A 16,995-nucleotide genomic window follows, 5' to 3' on the forward strand; every position below is an offset into this window, starting at 1 on the left:
CGGCGACTTCGGGGTGCTTTCTCAGGGCGAATCCCGTTGCTGCCGGCCCGTTTCTATGGGGTTCGGCGCTGGGGGCGGACCATCCGCCGCAGGGCCGCGTCGAACTCGGTGACGATCCAGATCAGATGCGCCCGGGCGTTGGTCTCGCCGGCCGCGAGGCTGATGCGGGTACGGATCTCGGCGTGCTGGCTGCCGTCGGCGGCCAGCACCCGGGTCAGGACCACCACACCGTGACCGGGAACCCGGAGCGTGACCGGCTGTGCCCGGTGCTCGCCCAGGCCGCAGGCGTGCCCTCGGGCGCACCAGTCCGGGTGCGGCAGGTGGTCGTCGGTGGCAGGCCAGGTTGGCGACGTGGCCGGCCGGGGTCGGATACGGATACTCATGCCGCACGCTCCCCACGGTTGGCCCGCATGCGGGCGGCGTGGATGGCGATGCGGGCGCAGGCCGCGTCATCGAGGTACGCGGCTTTGATCAGTTGCGGGGTGCCGCCCTCGGCGATGAGCAGGCCGACACCCGGGTTGGTCGGGCTGATCGTGTTGGACGACCAGCCGCGGTCGGCCCACCCGTGCCCCAAGACGATGTCGGAGGACACGTTGGTGGTGCACCGGAAGGCGCACCGCCAGGCGAACAGGTCCCGCAGGCTCGTCGGGATGATGTCGGACGAGGGGCGTTGCGTCGCCGCGACGACGATGATGCCGACCGCCCGGCCCCGGGCCACCAGGTCCCGCAGCAGACCCGCGAAGTCCTCCCGGGTCTTCTTGTCCCCGACGGTGGCCGAGAAGTAGGCGATCTCATCGATGGCGACGAGGATCGGGCTGAATACGTCATCGCGTTGGGTCTTCCGGCGGCCAGCGACTTCCAGGTAGGCGTACCGGTTGTCCATCACGATCTGCATCCGCCGCAGCGTGGCCAGGGCATGCGCGATATCCGGGCCGACGAACACGTCGGCGCAGCTCTTCCACTGGCCCAACTCGACCTGCTTGCCGTCGAGCAGGCACAGCCGGCAGTCGAGCGACAGGGCGGCGTGAGCCACGATCAGGTTCAGCAGGGTCGACTTGCCGCCGCCCGGCTCCCCACCGATCAACAAGTTGCGGTAGATCAGCGGGACCCGCACCGGGTGGCCGAACTCGTCCACCCCGACATGCACCGGGTCGAAGATCGACACAGGCGGGTCGGCGGGCATGCCACCCGGTACGGCGGAGGCGATCAGCGTCGACATCAGCGATCCTCCGCTCAGGCCGCCGGCGCGGCGGTCGACCACGGGTCATCCGCCGGCGTCTCCGGAGTGAACCCGTCCCCGTTGCGGCTGCGGGCCATCTTCTTCACCGTCGCGGTGGCGAACCGCAGCGACGGGCCGACCTCGTCGACGTCCAAGCCGTACGCGGAGCGCTTCTCGCCCTCCTCGTTCTCCCACCGTGACAGCCGCAGCCGCCCGGCCACCACCACGCGGGTGCCCTTGGCCAGGGACTCGGCGATGTGCTCGGCCAGGTCCCGCCACGCGGTGCAGGTCAGGAACAGCGGGTCCCCGTCGCGGTACTCACCCGAGTTGCGGTCGAACACCCGAGGCGTGGACGCCACGGTGAACTTCACCAGCGCCACCCCGGCCGGGGTGAACCGCAGCTCCGGGTCGGCGGTCAGGTTGCCGACCACCGTCACGGTCGTGTCGTTTGCCATTGCGATCTCCTTTGAGCTTTGTTGGAGGTGCACCGCCCTGCTGGCGGTCACCGCACACACCCCGGTCAGGGCGTGTGAGTCTTGGTTTCAGCGGCGCGGGTTGCGCTGCTCCGGTGCCGGTTCCGGCACGTCGAGCAGGTCCAGGCCCAGCGGCGGCATGGCCGGCGACACCGGGGCGTCCTCGTCGCGCATCCACGCCACCCAGGCCGACAGCGGCGAGGCCACCAGGCCGGTCAGCGGGTCACGACGGGTGATGTCCACCCGCACCAGCGCGGCGTGCCGGGCGGACGCGCGGACCATCCGCGCCTCGCCCGCCCAGCAGGCCACCGCGAGCTTGTCCGCCTTCCCGTCGAGGTCCGTCAGTTCCAGGCCTGGCCGCAGCCACACCCACACCCGCTCCCCGGCCGGCGTCGGCCGCGCCCACAGGATTAGCGGCAACCGACCCGGGTGCAGCCGCGACGCGGACCGGATGAACTCCGCGAAGCAGAGCCGCAGCCGGTGTCGCACCACCACGCACCACACCCACGCCGACACGCGGCGACGGACCCGGCCGACGCCGAAGACCACGCCGAGCACCACGGCCAGGAGCACCAGCGGCACCGCCGGATGCGTCGCCCGAGACAGGTACGCCATGCCCACGAAGAGCGTGACCGCAGCGACGATCTCGAACGCCCACCACCACAGCACCCGCAGTACCGGCCACACCCGGACCACGCACGCAACCACCAAGCCGCACGCCCCGCCGGACAACAGCCCGACCACCACCGCAAGCACCAGCGGCAGCGCCACCGACGCGGTGGCGGCCACCACCAAGGCGATCGACGCCGCCACGACGAGGAACGCCACCCGAGCCTTCTGCGCGTACGACCGCGACACCGGCGTCTCCACCAGCGTCACCGCGCCCACCGGGCGTTCACCGAACATCCCTGACTTCGCCATGCCCAACCTCCCCTTGTTGTGGGACAGCCGCGCGACTCAGTACTCACTCGACCGTACTGACTGACTCAGTACACGTCAAGGCGGTGACGCATCGCGCTGTGTTGATCCCTGGGTGTAAGAGTGCGAGGCTGGCAAGTGCTCTTTCGACCCTCCGCTGGGGGTACCCATGATGGGTAGGCCACTGACGGATGTGGATGAGGAGCGACCGACGGGGTGGAGGCGTACATGTCGCAGCGAGTCAGCGGTATCGCTATCCCGCGCCATGTCCTGGAGCGCGAGGACATGCGCGCCGCACTCGCGCGGCATGACTTCGGGACAGTGTTCATGCTGGCTCGGAAATGGGCTGGCATCAGCTATTCGCGAATTGCGGATGCGTGCTCAATAAAGCCTGAAAGAGTCGGAGCGCTTGCCCGTGGGCAGGGCAGTATCGCAACATACGAAAAGATCAGCCTAATCGCAGATGCGATGCGAATTCCGGGTCATATGCTGGGCTTGGCTCCCCGAGACTGGGAGGCCAGCCAAGCGGTGGCCCAAGATGCCAGAGGTGAGACCGTGAATCGGCGTGATTTCCTGCGCGTATCGGCCGTCGGTGCCGGCACCCTGCTCGGTGCCGTTGACGTCGCTGACCTCTCCTCCGGGCGACGCCTCGGCGAGGAGCTGCCGAAGGTTCTCGCGCGACGGACTGCGCGGCTCCGTCGACTCGATGACATCCTGGGCGGAGGCGACACTGTTCGCCTTTACCTGTCCGAATACGACATGACCAAGAAACTCGTTCAGGGCGGCACTTACACCGAGAAGGTCCAACAGCGACTGCTCGCAATTCTCGCAGAACAGGCGCAACAAGCTGGGTGGGCTGCATTCGACGCAGGGAATCTGGACCTATCGAAGCGGCTGTACGGCGAAAGCCACGGGATAGCCAATCAAGCGCACGCACCTCACCTGGCCGGAAACGCTCTGGCGTTCCTGGCGTACCAGACAGTTGGCGGCGATCCCCGCGAAGCCGTGGCGATCGCGGAGGCTTCCTGCGCCGCAGCAGGCGACGAAGCCCCGGCCACCGTCACGGCTCTGCTGCACGAGCGTCGAGCCTGGGCACACGCTGTCGTCGGAAACGCCCGTGAGACTGATGCGGCACTGGCGACGGCGCGCGCTGCCTTGCAGCGCCGCAACGCGACCGAGGAACCCGATTGGTCGACGTGGGTTGACGACCAGGAGGTGACCATCATGACGGGCCGCTGCTGGGCGGAGCTTGGCCGGCCGCTGCGCGCTGTTCCTCTCTTGGAGGACGTACTAGCAGGCTTCGACGACGCCCACGCCCGAGACAAGGCCCTGTACTCATGCTGGCTGGCTGACGCCTACGCCACGGCGGGGGAGCCGGAGGAGGCTGCCCGGGTCGCCGGTCGCGTGCTCGACCTCTCCGAAGGCGTCGCGTCCGTGCGACCACGCCAACGTCTCAACCCGGTCCTACAACGGCTCACGGACCATGCCGCCGTGCCGGGAGTACGAGAGGTGTTGGAGCGCGCCAGGGCGTAGCTGCTACGGCTCCACGTCGAGCAGGAGCGTCCTGCTGACCCAGGCGGCGTACTCGTCCGAACTCATCACGATCGGCACGGCCGCAATCTCGGGGTTCTGCCACGGGTGGTGGTCCTGGAGGAAGGCCCGCAGGTCCTCGAAGCGCTGTGCATGCGTCTTCAAGAGGAGCTGCCACTCTTCGCCGGTGCCGAACTCGCCCTGGTGCCAGAAGGCCGAGATGACCGGCCCGACGATCTGCGCGCCGGCCGCGAGCCTCGCCTCAACGACAAGGCGCGCCAGCTCGACGGCTGCGTCCCGCGTCTCCACCGCCGTCGAGACCTGCAAGACCGTCCAGGGCCGATCATTGCTCACGTCAGCGGCGCGACTTCCGAGCCGGGGCCGACCCTCATGCCAGGACGTGATCGTCTGCGGGCGCCACAGGTGGGTGCGGCCGAGGGTCTTGTCAGGTTCCGGCATCTGGCCGCGGTTCCGGTAGGAACTCACGGTGCCGACCTGGACGCCGAGGTACTCGGCGACCTCCGACGTCGTCCACCACTCCGCGCCTGGATCAGGGCTCGTCACGTACGTCATTCTGCCTGCGTTGGGCTATCAACGCACCTATGCATGCCCTCGCCCCGTCGAGCGCTCGCCGGCAGGTTGTCCTTCGTCCGGCGACATGACGCGCGATGTCGGCGATGAAGACCTGGCCGATCGACGGCGTCGCGTCCGATGAGGACTAAGACTTCCGACGCTCTGTCCGCCCTGCCCGGCGCTAGCCGTTGCCGCTCATAGGCCCGTATCGTTGACCTGTGTCGCTAGAAGCAGGCGAACCGCCACCGGGGACCTCGAAGTTGCGGGCGGGCGACGAGAGGGCGGTATCGGAGCAAGAACAGCTCCTCCGCGAACTCGTCCAACTCCAGTCCGAGCATGACGCGGCGAGGGACGCCATCCTACGGATGGAGGCGGCCGTTCAACCTGAGGAGGGCCGCCGCGCCCGCTTTGGCCGTCGTCGCACATTGATATTCCTCATGGGTCTGCTGGCTCTCGTCTTCGTTTTCGTGTTCCTTTTGACGTCGGGAACAAAAGTGCCGCTATTGGGCGCGCCACTGGCTGCTGTCGCGGCAGGCCTGGTGGGTCTGTTCTCAGGGCTCATCGGGCTCACCCTCAGACAATCGGAAGCGCGGGCGAGGGCGCGAGTGATCGAGGGGGCCGCGCACGTCTTGCATGACTATCTCGGGGCCCTGGAGGAGAAAGAATCCGACATCGTGGCGCGCTTGGAGACCGTGCGGGACCGCGAATATGCCGATCGAAGGCGGGTCGAGAGCGAGATGGACATGCTGCGCCGCCGGCTGGAGGAATTTAACCGCCAAGTGCAGGCGATGCAGCAGGACCGTCGCAGCGGGGGCGGGCTGTGACCACCGGCCGTATGCGCCCTCGCCCGGCGGCGAGTGAGGCCCCTGAGAAGGCAGCTTCACCTGCGGCACAAGGCTCTCCTCGTAGCGGCGATCGACGGCCGGCAAATGCTCCGACTGCCCCCGTCAGCGCACCACTGGTCGCCACGGCTTCGCTCAGGTTCAGCCCGGAAGCAGCCGCCGAGCACGCTGCCGCCATCGCCAAGTACATCTCCAGCCTCGAACTGATCAGCAGAGCGATCGCCGATCAAAAGCAGTCCGATGACGTGTCCGCACACCACGTAAGGCTTGCGGCAGAGTCGCTGGGGACATCCGGATCGAAGCGGGATCGAAGACTATCCGAGATGGGCACCTTGCTCGTCGGTGCAGCGCTGGGATATCTGGGCAACGTTGCCATTTCAGACGACTACACTTGGAAGAACTTCATCATCTTCACGATTCCATTCGCAATTGGATTGTTCCTCTACGCGTATACCCTCGGCCGGGACTGAACCCAACAGCTCGTCGGATCAGCCCGGGACTGGGGCTCCGAACTGGGCACTCAGGACCGATCTCCTTGTCGGGCTCCACTTGATCCGTTCCACATCGACTTCACTTGAAGGGTGACAGTTGGCCGGCTCTCTCCGGGCTCGGCTGTCACGCTGCGTAACTGGCGTGCCGTCTATGGCTGGGGCATGCGATCCTCGATGCCGGTCAAGACGCCGGTCAGCGGCATGAGCGCGCACCGCTGTACGGTCATCCCTCGGCGACAGGTGGATCGTTGCCTATCAACTATCGCGGATTGCATTCGCCGACATGGCCAGCGACGCACCAAGGGTATTGATCACCGCGCCGGCAACCAGTACCGTACTGACGGAGCGCGTACGTTCCGAAACGCTGTGTGGTCCGAGGCAAGGTGGCCTGTATTGGAGTGGCCTGGGTGGATTCGTCAGCGCTGGACGGCGGCCGCCGCAGCCGCCGCGGTTTCCAATATCAAGACGCAGTAACCTTGCTCGACTGCCTGGACATGTATGCCGGAGCGTACGACTCGGTTGGGTTTGAAGACCTCGACGACATCGTCTGCACAGCACGTGACGGGACGACGTACCGGCAGGTGAAAACGAAGGAAGACGCGACACGACATACCCTCGCATCCGTATGCCGGCCAGAACTGAAGGACCGCGTCGAGACCAGCATCCTCGGACGATTGTTCTCCGGCAAGCCTTGCACCGCCGAATCACGGTTCTGTCTCGTGGTGAACGAGACGCCGCAGGCCGATCTCGACAGCTTCCGGACCGAACGAGGCGCCACCCGAGGTCCAGTACCGCAGAAGCATCGCGATGACCTCGCCCAGCGTCTAAAAGACCTGCCGGTCGCCCCAGGTCGGTCCATCGACCTTCTCATCGACCGTTTCGAGGTGCTGGTCGAGGCGCGCACCATCGAGCAGGTGGAGGACGCCATCCTGCGTCGCCTCGACGGCCCAGTCGCAGCGGTCCTCGGCCAGCCGGCCCTGTGGCGAGAGCTTGAGGACGTCCTTATTCGGCTATCCATACTGCTAGCCCGCGAAGCATCGCAGAAGATCAGCCGTCATTGGGATGCAGCGACATTTGAGGCGTCGCTGCTTCAAGCCATCGCAGCGTCGACGGGGCGTCGGTCCGACGGCAGCACGGAGCCGCTGCAGCGGCTACGGAGCAAGCTGCAACCGGCTGGGCTGACCGCCGAGGAGGCGGAGGGTCATCTGGACCTGCTGCTGCGCTATCGGCGGCGCTATCGCTCGGCCGTCGGCGGTGAGCGGCGGCTGCTGGACGATCTGAACGACCACGTTTTCGCCCTCTGCAGCGAGGTGTCGGCACGGCGGCGGGCGGGGCACATCGAACCGGGCCCGGCCGCGTACGCCGCCACAGTTCACGCAGTCACCCGAGAGCCCTTCCTACCCTCGCCATCGCTGCCGCTGCACGATCGTCTCGCCGCGCTCGCTGATGTGACGGCACGGTGCCAGAATCGCTACACGGATGGCACGTGAACTCGGGCGCTCTGTGGTCCCGCCGTTGCACCGGCCGTGGGACCCGGACGACAGTGTCGACTTCCACGCGGCAAGGCTACTTATCCTGTTCAGGCGTTGTGGAAGCCAACCCCGGTATCAGATCGAGGGCCGCACGAAACTCGCGAAACTCGACTTCTTTGTCCGCTACCCGCTATTCCTGCAGCGGGCAATGCAGGTCCTGCACGCCGAAGGCCGCACCACATCGGTGTGGCACGCTCATGGCGCCGAGACCGAAGCGCCGATGATCCGGTATCGCTTCGGCCCTTGGGACCCGCGATACCGGCAGTACCTGGCCTTCCTCGAGGCTCGCCAGCTGATCAGGATCACAGTTACTAAGCCGGAGCGGGTATCGCTCACCGCAGCCGGACGCCGGCTCGCTGAGCAGTTGGCCACCAAGCCATCCTTCAGGCCCATCGTGGAACGATGCGACGCCATGGTCGGCAATCTTGCAGTTCTGACAGGCACAGAACTCAAGGACTTGGTCTATGACCTTTTCCCCGGCGAAGTCGGTGAGGCTGAGATGCGAGCGGAGATCAGGCAGTGACCGAATCGACTCCGCCCCAGCCACTGCGTCTGGGACGCGGCCTCAGGGTGATGAACGTCGAGCTGGTGCAGAGAACCGGCGAACTCGAACGCTTCGACCTCAGCCAGTCCGCCATGACGATCCTCACCGGGCCTCGCAACAGCTCGAAGACCACCACGCTGAAAGTTATCGACTACTGCCTCGGCGGCCGTGGCAGCGTCGCCGAGGACCTCGGCGCCCCCATCGACGAAAAGTACGCCGCACTGTCCATCCAGATCGCCATCAACGGACAGCCGCATTGGCTGACCCGCGAATTTGGGTTCGGGCAACGCGGAGTCGTCCAGATCGACGATGACACCGCCGTCCCCGTCGTCCAAATGTCCGACTGGCTGCTCGGTAAACTCGGCTGGCCCCGGCTGACCATTCCGCTGGGTCGCAACGCAGGTACCGCCACCCAGCAGACACCGCTGAGCTTTCGCAGCGCACTACGGCACATCTACAGACGCGAGGACTCTTGGACAGAGTTTGCGTCTAAGGAACAGGAGTATCTACGCCGGGCGGTGGTAAGCCTCTTCCTTGGCTTCGCCCCGCAACGTTATGAAACGACCGAGTACGAGCTCGGCAGAGCGCAACGACAGCTGGCCGCCGCTGAAGCGGTACTCCGCGATGTACTGGCCAGCACAGATGAGGCGACCCGGGCTGTCGTGCACCAGCTGGGCCTGCCGCCCGTCGTCAACGCCGACAGTCTGCAAGGCGTTCGCGACGAGATCGACCGTCGCCTCACGGCCGCCCAGAGCGAACGCGACGCGCTGGCGGGTGCAGCCGCGCGGGCACGCCAGGCCGACGAAACCGCCCCCGGCCTGGACCCGGGGCTGCCAGCACAACTCCAGGAGGCTTCCGCGCAGGCCGCCGACGCCGCCGGACGCGTCGCGTCCCTCCTGCAGGTTATCGACGAGCACCAGCGGTCGATGAGGCTCGTTGCCGCCGACCTAGAGCGATTCAATCGCCTGACCGATGCAGTCGACGCCTTTGATGCGGTTCCGGTGCGCATCTGCCCTGCCTGCGAACAAGACGTCGACCCTCGCCGCGTGCATGACGAAGCCAGCTGCTACCTCTGTAGCCAGTCAGTTGTCGGAGATGCTCGGCGACGCCGGGCCGAGCGAGAGCAACAGGCACTCGCCGCGGAGCAGTCCGACCTGGCCGACGCCCTCGCGCGAGCAGCCAGCGACCTGCGACAGGCGCGGCAGAACGAGGCGGAGGCATCCGAACGCCGAGTCCGGTTAGCCGGGCGCCTCCACGACGAACGGGTGACCCAACTGGCACCGTTCGTCGCTGCCCTCGAGGATGCCGCCCGAGAGATCGGGCTTATCGAACAGCAGCGCAACGCCCTGCCCGCACTGGAGATCATTCTGGCCCGTCGGCAGCAAGCTGAGCATGCGGTGGAGACTGCCCGGCAGGAAGTGGCGCGGCTCACTCGCCTAGCCGCTCTCGACGCTGACGCATCCGCAGACATCCCGGACCGCTGTGGCGTCCTCGCCGATCACATGAACAGCTTTCTGCGGCACTTCCGCGACCGGGGCTGGGTCGCCGGTCAGGTCACAATCTCTGGCGATGAACTCGCCTTTTATGTCGGCACCAGACCGTGGGACCACAGCCTCGGCGCTGAAGCTAGGGTTCTCTTCTTTCTCGCCTACAGCTACGCCATCCTAAGGCTCACCGACGCCGAGGACCGGCGCACCTGCCCACCTGGCATCTTGCTACTGGACAACCCATACCAACAAGGGCTACCGGCCGACGTCGTCGTACACGCCATTGGCCGCATCGGTACAGCCGCAGACCAGGTGGGCGGCCAAGTCATTCTCACCCAAGCCCGGCCGGTCTCAGGCATCACCGCACCGCATGCCTCAATCCAGATGCCGCAGGAATACGCCACCTAATTGACAGTCACAGTTACATTGCGGCGCGTCCTCAAAGTTTGCGCGGGTATGATCAAGTGCACCGACATCGGCAGAAGCGGATGCCTGGCACACCAGCCGTCGTGGACAGTCGGCGTCACGGCCCGTATCCGGCATGCTCAAGGCCCGTGTAACCCGACAATTGAAGTCACCGTGTAACGCATCAAGCGGAGTACGACAAGGACCGATCTCCTGCCGGTGAGAACTTTCCATACGTCTTCAAGGGCGGCCCTGCGGGCCGCCGCGCGGGCCACTCGCCGGCCGCCCGCGCCTTGCCGCTTCGCTCCCGGCGCGGGCTGGCAGTGGATACTGCGAGTCCCGGCGGACACGCCGAAGCCCCGGCCGACCGTCACCGGCGGCAGCCAGGGCTTCAACCTTCCCGTCTACGGCCCCTCCGGAACGCCCTTACGTCTCGTATGCCCGCCAAGGCCGACACTCATTGGAGGACGCGGTCACAATGGACGCCGTGAGCGATCTTACGAAGCGGACTGCGATCGATGTTGCTGCAAGTGCAGCAGGCGGAACGGTGGGACCGACGGTGACAGCGCTGATGGCGACCGCGGCCGCAGTGACGCATAACCCCGACTTGGTCGCGCTGTCCGTACCAGCTGGCGCACTGGCCGACGCGATGACGGAGCAGGGCATCCTTCTCGTCACGAGGACGCTCCTGAACCCTGCAGAGCGCGTCGGGCAGTTCGCAGACGCCGTAAACGAAGAGGCTGCGGAACCCATCGAGGACTTCATCGACAAGCACGTCACAAGTGCAAGAGAACGCGAGTTCTTGGGTCGCGTAGTGGACGCTGCGACAGCAGCACAATCCGACTGGAAGACGCGCGTGCTCGCTCGCGCGTTCGTTAGAGGCGCAATAGACGGCGACCTCATCGATGAGACGGAGATGTTCATAGCAGCGACCCGGAACATTGAAGTCCCTCACGCGCGCTTCCTCGCGGCTGCTCACAAGATCTTCACCGGGCCCGACCCAAAGGGCGCTCGTACCGCTACCACTACTCAGGGGGTTCTCGAAGTCGACAAGAGAATCGGACCTTCCGCAGTCCTCTTGTGGCGTGATCTTCGCGACCAAGGATTTCTCAAGGAAGCCGAGTTGCGGGATCGCGGAACTGCCACATACAAGATGACCGACCTTGGTTTCGTCGTGTGCTGGTGGCTTGCCAAACTCGGTACTGATCTGGACGAACCCCGGGCCTCCTTGGCCGACGAATCGCCAGAACGTCCCGCAGCCTCCGGCGGGTAGGGCCTCCGGCCCTACAACCCGGGAGGGCCTCCGGCGGCCGGGGCTCCGCCCCCGGACCCTGGGCGGCTCTGGGATGTCCGATCCCCGGCGGCCCATCGCACACCGGAGGCAGCCAGCCCGCGCCTGCCCGGTCAAGGTCGTTCGTCCGGTGGGGCGCTCCACCTTGACCGGGCAGGCGCGGCCCGGCCGAGCGAAGCTTGCGCGACGGGATGCCACACCGGCACACGAGCCACCCGCCGTCTTGACAATCAAGAGCCGAACACCCTTTAAGATCACGCGGCCCAACGAGGGCGCAACCGCCGCCACAAAGAGCCGAAGAACGATGACAACGAACCCGAACGATATGTCCTGCTCGATGTCAAGTTTCCGGCCATCGCCGGAGGCCCGGGCGCTGCCCCGCTTGGCTCGAGATGTACCACTGCGCGGCCGACGAGGTCCGGAGCACGTCCCGCTGTCCGGCCACGCGGCGATGTCCCTGTGGACGATGCCGATCAAATGTGGTGCCGTGAAAGCCTGTCCGCCGCTGTTCGAGAGGGGTCCATAGTGCCTGTAATCGCCGACCGAGTTGTGCTGAGGGCATGGCGGCACAAGAACCAACCGGGCCGCATCCACTTCATCGTGAGGCGCGCCGATGGGAGCACACGCCGGCTTTGGGTGGGCGAAAGTCACTTCCTCTACGAGATCCTCGACAGCCACCTTCTCGCCTTGGGCTACACAGGCCCTGCGAGTGGAAAGGCGGACCCGGAGGAGGACGAGCCAGGCGCCGAGGCGGGATAGCAAACCTAGGCGAAATCTGGGAGATGATCTTTCAGTCCGTCGCCACTGGCACTCCCTCATGCTGACAGCAACCAACAGCTTGACCAGCGCCCAATCCGAAGTGGCCAAGCGAGCGGCCGACCTTGACCTAGTTTGGGACGAAGAGGTCGTTGGTTCACGGCCAGCGGCCCTAATGATCCGGCCCAACCCTATGGGGACCAGATGGGGACCACACGTCAGGAACCGACGCCCACGACTGGCATTGCTGCGTACGTCGCGCGAACCGTCCCACCGTGGCCGACGTGCGGGGTTGTCTAACGCGACGTCCTGGGGGTCAAGGGGTCGTCGGTTCGAATCCGGCCGTCCCGACGCAGGTCAGAGGGCTGATCCGGAAATCGGGTCAGCCCTTCGCCGTTCTGGGGACCAAGATCAGTCAAGTTGGAGCGTGTCTAGCGCTGCTTGACCGCTGGTCAAGTTTCAGGTGGCTACCCGGGTCATTTGTCGAATTGTTCGTTCTCTGGATCAAGGCGGCCCGCAAAGCGGGCGGCGCCGGCCCGGCCCCGGCCTGCTGGCGACCTCCGGCCGGCAGCGGCCGGGCCGGCCGGCCACGCTGCGGACGAGAAGACCTTTGAAGACCTGGGGGGGGCGCCCCCCCCCCCCGCCCCCCACACCTATTGCCCGGCGGGGAAACCCCCCCGGCCCCCCCAGGGCTACCAGCCTCCCCGGACGGGGCCAAGGTCGTTCGGCTGGTAAGGCGCTCCACCTTGTCCCCGTCCGGGGAGGCTGGGCGGTCTACGACTGCCCGACGAGGAGATCCGCCGCTTTCCAGCCAGGCCCGCATGGCTACTCAAGCATTGACCTGTAGCGGTCGCCAGCGTCGCTGATCGGGCGGTAGTGCTCGTCGGTTGCCGCTGCGTGCAGTGCGGCCAGGAGCTCGTCTGCGGCCGGCAGATCGAGGGCTTCCCGGAGCCGGTCCCGTTCCATGTCGAGCTGCGGCCAGTCGGCGCGAATGTAGTGGTTTGCTTGGGCCAGCCAGTCCCGTAGCTGGCTGCCATCATCCCCGAACGGTCTTGCGGTCGCGTCGTGGAGACTGGACAGACCAACGACGAGTGCCAGCGCATCACGCAGGGACGCGGCGATTAACCCGCCCTCGCCTTCTGACCCGACGTACACAACTGGTCGTTGACTACCTGAGCCGACCAACATGAACGCTCCGCCCGAGGCATCCCCGGCGATCATCTCAAGGGATTCGCCATTGGCTAGGTGGACCGGCTCAACCGGTCCGTATGCCGCCCGCGAGACATCGAAGTCGAACAACCGCGCCAACAGGGCCTCGATCCACGGCGTAGCGCGGATTTGATCCAGCAGAGCGCGATCGGATTGCACGTCAGCGACGGTACCGCCCAGGGTCGGCGGGCCATCCACGGGCCAGTAACGGTGTCCCTGGATGGTCACGAGCGGGCACGAGATGCAACCAGATCGCCCGCCGGCCGCAGGCGTTTCTGGCATCACGGCCGGTTGAGCACGCTCTTCCAAACTGGCGGTGTGCGGACCGCTGATCAGCCATCCCACCGAGCCAAGGTCGGGCGTTCCGCACCTCGGCCTCTGCGTCGTTCTCAAAGGTTGCTTGATGCGATGCGCCCATCGCGGTCCCAGTAGGTCCAGAGTCCTTCTTGGGAGCCATCGACGTACTGGCCCTTCATGCAGAGGATCGGGCCGCTTTCCCAGTAGACGGCATAGGGCCCGCCCCATTCGGATGCTGGCTCCAGACTTGCCGAAACCCGTTGAACTGCGGATCGATGGTGACGTCCTCCGAGCCCACGCGGGCCATCATGACAGTCGTCACTGTGGGCCCTGTACAGCCATCCGTACAGCCAAGTCGGCCGACATGCACAGGTTGTGAGCGACCGTAGCCGACGAGTCAAGCAGGTCAGCGGCGTTGGTCGACGCTGGCCGAGAGCAGTCGCGATCTTTGCAAAGCAGGGGAGCGTGGCGTGCCCGTTCCGTGCCCGATGGGGCGGGTGTCGAGGGCTAATGGCGGTCAGCTCCTGGACGTGCGAGCCAGCATGGCGACGCAGGTCAAGCCAGACCATTGCCGACCAGCTTCCGCCCGTGTCCACACTTCCTAAACCGTGCGCTGCGGTCATTGAGCGTGTCAGCGTCCCGGGGACCACGTAGGGACCACACGGCCTGCGCGATGGTGCGCGGCACGACGTCGACCGCGCGGCCTGATCTTTGGGATAGCGTGTGTGACGTGCGTGGAGGTGTGGCGAAGCGTCCTGGGAGTCAAGGGGTCGTCGGTTCGAATCCGGCCGTCCCGACGCAGGTGAGGGGCCATCTCGGAAGATTGAGACGGCCCCTTTGTCGCACCTGGGTGACTAACTGAGTGACTACGCCTCGGGGTCGAAGATCCGGTCCATCGCGACTGCGCCGCCCAGAAGCACCGGCCGTAGTTGGTGCCGGTAGACGCTTTCGGTGACCGTCGTACCGGAGTGGCCGCAGAGGTCCGCAATCTGTTCGAGGCTCATGCCGCTGTCCGACAGTAGGGACACGAAGCTGTGCCGCAGTTCGCGGGGAGTCCAGTCGCGTGGGTCGAGGCCCGCTTTGGCTGCATCCGCGCCAGCAAGTGTGTCGTACTTCGCTTGATGCGTTACGCGGTGGCTCCACTTGATGGGTGACACTGACGGGGAGCTGGTGGAACAGACGAGGATGCCCGGGGAAGCGGATGGGCGCCGCTAACGCTCTTCTCCCGACGCCATCTGGCGCGCTGTGTCCTGGTAGAACGACACCAGCTGCGGCAATGGAACCGCCTTCCGGGACGCTGTGGAGAGATCCTTTCCCTCCTCTGACCACGGCGGCGGCCATGCGCTGATCCCCTGATCGGCGGCGAGCGCATCGACTTCCGCTTCCCACCCCGGCCACCGCAAAGTGTCGTAGAACTCGGTCAGCGAACCAGCGAGGACCGCATACAGCCAGTCGGCGTACCCCTGGTCGAGGTCCAGCCACTCAAGATCATCTGGACCGAAGTAATGGACGGTCGGCTTACCGCCAGGCTGTGCCGGCACCCACAGGTACTGGCCGCCCATGACGTCGTAACCGACGACGACCCAGGGGCCTGTCGGGTCCGACTCCGTTGCTACGTCCGGCAGCCCATCGTGGCCGCTACCGAGGACGCGTAGCCAACCATGGTCCACCAGCAGTCCGCCTGTGTTTGCGACAACCGCACCAAGCCACGAACGAGTCGTGATTCCCAGCGCCGCCAGGCAGGCTTCCGCACGCGCAGGCTCGGCGGGCAGCACCTCAACCGGGTACGGGGCCTCCGTCACCGCCGCGGACAACTCAATCCATGCCGACTGCTCCACGGCCGTAGCTTGCCTGAACACAGGCATGATCGTCTAGCCGGCCTTGTCACGGATCAACTGAGCGCAATCCGTCACGCATCAAGTGGAGCCCGACAGCCGGCTGCCGGCGATGTCAGACTCCGCTTGATGCGTTACGTCGTGGCTTCATTTGAAGGGTGACAGGTGGGGGTGAGGTTCGTTGACTACGTGGCGTGAAGGCGAACATCGCTCTCGCTCCTCGCTGCCCCGCCTGACGTCTGTCCTGGGCGTCCGGGATGCTGTAGACCATGCCGATGAACCGCCGCATGCTGCTCCTGGCCGGGATCGTCGCAGCCGGATCGGCTGGTGCAGCCTTGGTGGCAGTAACCCGAGGCGGGGGCAATCGTCGTCGGCCGGACCCTGCTGAACCATCGGGTCGGCGGGCGTTGCGGTCGGACCTCGATGTTCTATTTCGTCCAGCTTCCGAGTTCGTCTTGCCAGACGGGGTTCAAGGGATGACCGACATCCACCGAGCAGGAGTGCTGCGTCTACCTACGGGACGTCTCATCGCTGCTGATCCCAGCTGGCTGCCAAGCTGGCAGCGTTTGGGCATCGCGCCCTACACCACCACGGTGCCCGCCGGGGCCTACCCGGTTACCCTGGCACTCGTCAGGTTTCAGACCGACCAAATGCGCCCGGCCGCGATGGTCACCGCGGCCAAGCTGACGATTCGTGATGCGCCCGTCTCCACCTGGGAGTTAGCGCTACGCCCTGGTGAAAACCCGGCAACTTTGGCCGAAGATGAGTTCTTCGGCGTCGGCGTCGACGTCGCCACCGTCTGCCTCTTCGACGCGACGGTGCTCACCACGATGGCCCGCAAGGCCGACGATCAGCCTCAGATCTTCGAGGTATGGCAGGCTGATCAGCCCGTTGAGGTCGCTGACACCGAATCGAAGGCCAACCTCATCGCGTTCCAGAGTGGCCTCGGCGACGGTCACTACCCCGTGTGGATCGGACGCACCGCAGACCGACACATCGCCTGCTTCGTCGTCGACATGCGCGTCGGATAAGCCCGCCAACCCGCGTTGCCTCACAGTCGTCCCTAGGGGCCCTGGCCGACCTGGAAGCGCGGCGACGCTGCGTAGCAGTGAAGGCCCGTGATGCGAGGGAAGTGTCACCCAACATCTGACATCGATCCGTCACCCATCAAGCGGAGCCCGACAGCCGGCTGCCGGCGAAGCGGTTCAAATTTTCTATACGTCTTCAAGGCGGCCCGCAACGGGCCGCACGCGCCGCCGCCTGGGCGCGCGCCGGCCGCTGCCGCTATCGCTCTGCGGCCGTCACGCCTGACGCCCGGCGGCTGGCGCGGACAGCGGGAAGCCCGGGGGCCGCCGCAGAACGACAGATCGTTGACGAGTGAGGGGTGGGCCGGCAGCCGGCCGGGCCGCGCGGCCACGTGCCCGCGGCGTAAGGGAGCGCACGCCGGCCGCGTCGGCGAGCTGGCGGCGGTCGCGGGGTTGCGGCTAGTGCGCCTCCGGCGGGGGCGCTCCGGCTCCAGGATGGCCGGGGCTCCGTCGGCGGGTCGCGGTCCGTGGGTGGTTGCGGTAGCGCCATCCCACCGCCGAAGACCCG

The 16,995-nt window shown here is 66.3% G+C and carries 16 protein-coding genes; 8 read left to right on the top strand and 8 right to left on the bottom strand.

The window, feature by feature from the left end; translation table 11 throughout:
• Positions 1-53: 53 nt before the first annotated feature.
• The 4 genes from AB0K07_RS29430 to AB0K07_RS29445 all read right to left on the bottom strand — a co-directional run bounded on the left by AB0K07_RS29430 (position 54) and on the right by AB0K07_RS29445 (position 2,613).
• Positions 54-383, bottom strand: a complete 330-nt coding sequence (locus AB0K07_RS29430; protein WP_363760428.1) for a hypothetical protein — start codon at positions 381-383, stop codon at positions 54-56.
• Positions 380-1,219, bottom strand: a complete 840-nt coding sequence (locus AB0K07_RS29435) for an FtsK/SpoIIIE domain-containing protein (RefSeq protein WP_363760431.1) — start codon at positions 1,217-1,219, stop codon at positions 380-382. The genes AB0K07_RS29430 and AB0K07_RS29435 overlap by 4 nt, the downstream gene beginning before the upstream one ends.
• Before the next feature lie 14 nt (positions 1,220-1,233).
• Complete coding sequence (locus AB0K07_RS29440) at positions 1,234-1,674, bottom strand: single-stranded DNA-binding protein (RefSeq protein WP_363760434.1); 441 nt, start codon at positions 1,672-1,674, stop codon at positions 1,234-1,236.
• Between the two features lie 87 nt (positions 1,675-1,761).
• Entirely contained in the window at positions 1,762-2,613 is an 852-nt protein-coding gene (locus AB0K07_RS29445; protein ID WP_363760437.1) for a hypothetical protein, read from the bottom strand.
• A gap of 225 nt (positions 2,614-2,838) precedes the next feature.
• Between AB0K07_RS29445 and AB0K07_RS29450 the strand changes: the two genes are divergently transcribed.
• Positions 2,839-4,143, top strand: coding sequence for an XRE family transcriptional regulator (locus tag AB0K07_RS29450; protein WP_363760440.1), 1,305 nt, complete (start codon positions 2,839-2,841; stop codon positions 4,141-4,143).
• A gap of 3 nt (positions 4,144-4,146) precedes the next feature.
• On the opposite strand, the gene cutA is transcribed toward AB0K07_RS29450, so the two are convergent.
• On the bottom strand, positions 4,147-4,494 hold the full coding sequence (gene cutA / locus AB0K07_RS29455; protein ID WP_363760554.1) for a divalent-cation tolerance protein CutA: 348 nt from the start codon (positions 4,492-4,494) through the stop codon (positions 4,147-4,149).
• Positions 4,495-4,931: 437 nt separating this feature from the next.
• Here cutA and AB0K07_RS29460 point away from each other — a divergent pair, with 437 nt between their 5' ends.
• The 6 genes from AB0K07_RS29460 (at position 4,932) to AB0K07_RS29485 (ending at position 11,287) form a co-directional block, all read left to right on the top strand.
• The gene (locus AB0K07_RS29460) at positions 4,932-5,537 is read left to right on the top strand and encodes a hypothetical protein (protein WP_363760443.1); all 606 of its coding nucleotides are present in this window, start codon (positions 4,932-4,934) and stop codon (positions 5,535-5,537) included.
• On the top strand, positions 5,534-6,025 hold the full coding sequence (locus AB0K07_RS29465) for a hypothetical protein (RefSeq protein WP_363760445.1): 492 nt from the start codon (positions 5,534-5,536) through the stop codon (positions 6,023-6,025). Before AB0K07_RS29460 ends, AB0K07_RS29465 begins: the two co-directional genes overlap by 4 nt.
• Positions 6,026-6,444: 419 nt before the next feature.
• On the top strand, positions 6,445-7,536 hold the full coding sequence (locus AB0K07_RS29470; protein WP_363760448.1) for a dsDNA nuclease domain-containing protein: 1,092 nt from the start codon (positions 6,445-6,447) through the stop codon (positions 7,534-7,536).
• Complete coding sequence (locus AB0K07_RS29475; protein ID WP_363760451.1) at positions 7,526-8,101, top strand: hypothetical protein; 576 nt, start codon at positions 7,526-7,528, stop codon at positions 8,099-8,101. The genes AB0K07_RS29470 and AB0K07_RS29475 overlap by 11 nt, the downstream gene beginning before the upstream one ends.
• Before the next feature lie 50 nt (positions 8,102-8,151).
• A complete protein-coding gene (locus tag AB0K07_RS29480) occupies positions 8,152-10,017 on the top strand; it encodes a hypothetical protein (RefSeq protein ID WP_363760454.1) in 1,866 nt (621 codons plus the stop codon).
• 484 nt (positions 10,018-10,501) lie between these two features.
• The gene (locus AB0K07_RS29485) at positions 10,502-11,287 is read left to right on the top strand and encodes a hypothetical protein (RefSeq protein WP_363760457.1); all 786 of its coding nucleotides are present in this window, start codon (positions 10,502-10,504) and stop codon (positions 11,285-11,287) included.
• Positions 11,288-12,886: 1,599 nt separating this feature from the next.
• Here AB0K07_RS29485 and AB0K07_RS29490 read toward each other — a convergent pair.
• From AB0K07_RS29490 to AB0K07_RS29500, 3 genes are all read right to left on the bottom strand, one after another.
• A complete protein-coding gene (locus AB0K07_RS29490) occupies positions 12,887-13,615 on the bottom strand; it encodes a hypothetical protein (RefSeq protein ID WP_363760460.1) in 729 nt (242 codons plus the stop codon).
• Between the two features lie 818 nt (positions 13,616-14,433).
• Entirely contained in the window at positions 14,434-14,724 is a 291-nt protein-coding gene (locus AB0K07_RS29495; RefSeq protein WP_363760463.1) for a tyrosine-type recombinase/integrase, read from the bottom strand.
• Positions 14,725-14,778: 54 nt separating this feature from the next.
• The gene (locus AB0K07_RS29500) at positions 14,779-15,405 is read right to left on the bottom strand and encodes a DUF2625 family protein (RefSeq protein WP_363760466.1); all 627 of its coding nucleotides are present in this window, start codon (positions 15,403-15,405) and stop codon (positions 14,779-14,781) included.
• Positions 15,406-15,878: 473 nt separating this feature from the next.
• On the opposite strand from AB0K07_RS29500, the gene AB0K07_RS29505 reads away from it, so the two are divergent.
• Positions 15,879-16,433 carry a DUF4241 domain-containing protein gene (locus AB0K07_RS29505; RefSeq protein ID WP_363760469.1) on the top strand — a complete coding sequence of 185 codons (555 nt, stop codon included), beginning with the start codon at positions 15,879-15,881 and terminating at the stop codon, positions 16,431-16,433.
• The last annotated feature ends 562 nt before the right edge of the window (positions 16,434-16,995 follow it).

The sequence above is a fragment of the Micromonospora sp. NPDC049301 genome, assembly GCF_040678715.1.
In the GTDB taxonomy this organism is placed as follows: Bacteria; Actinomycetota; Actinomycetes; order Mycobacteriales; family Micromonosporaceae; genus Micromonospora.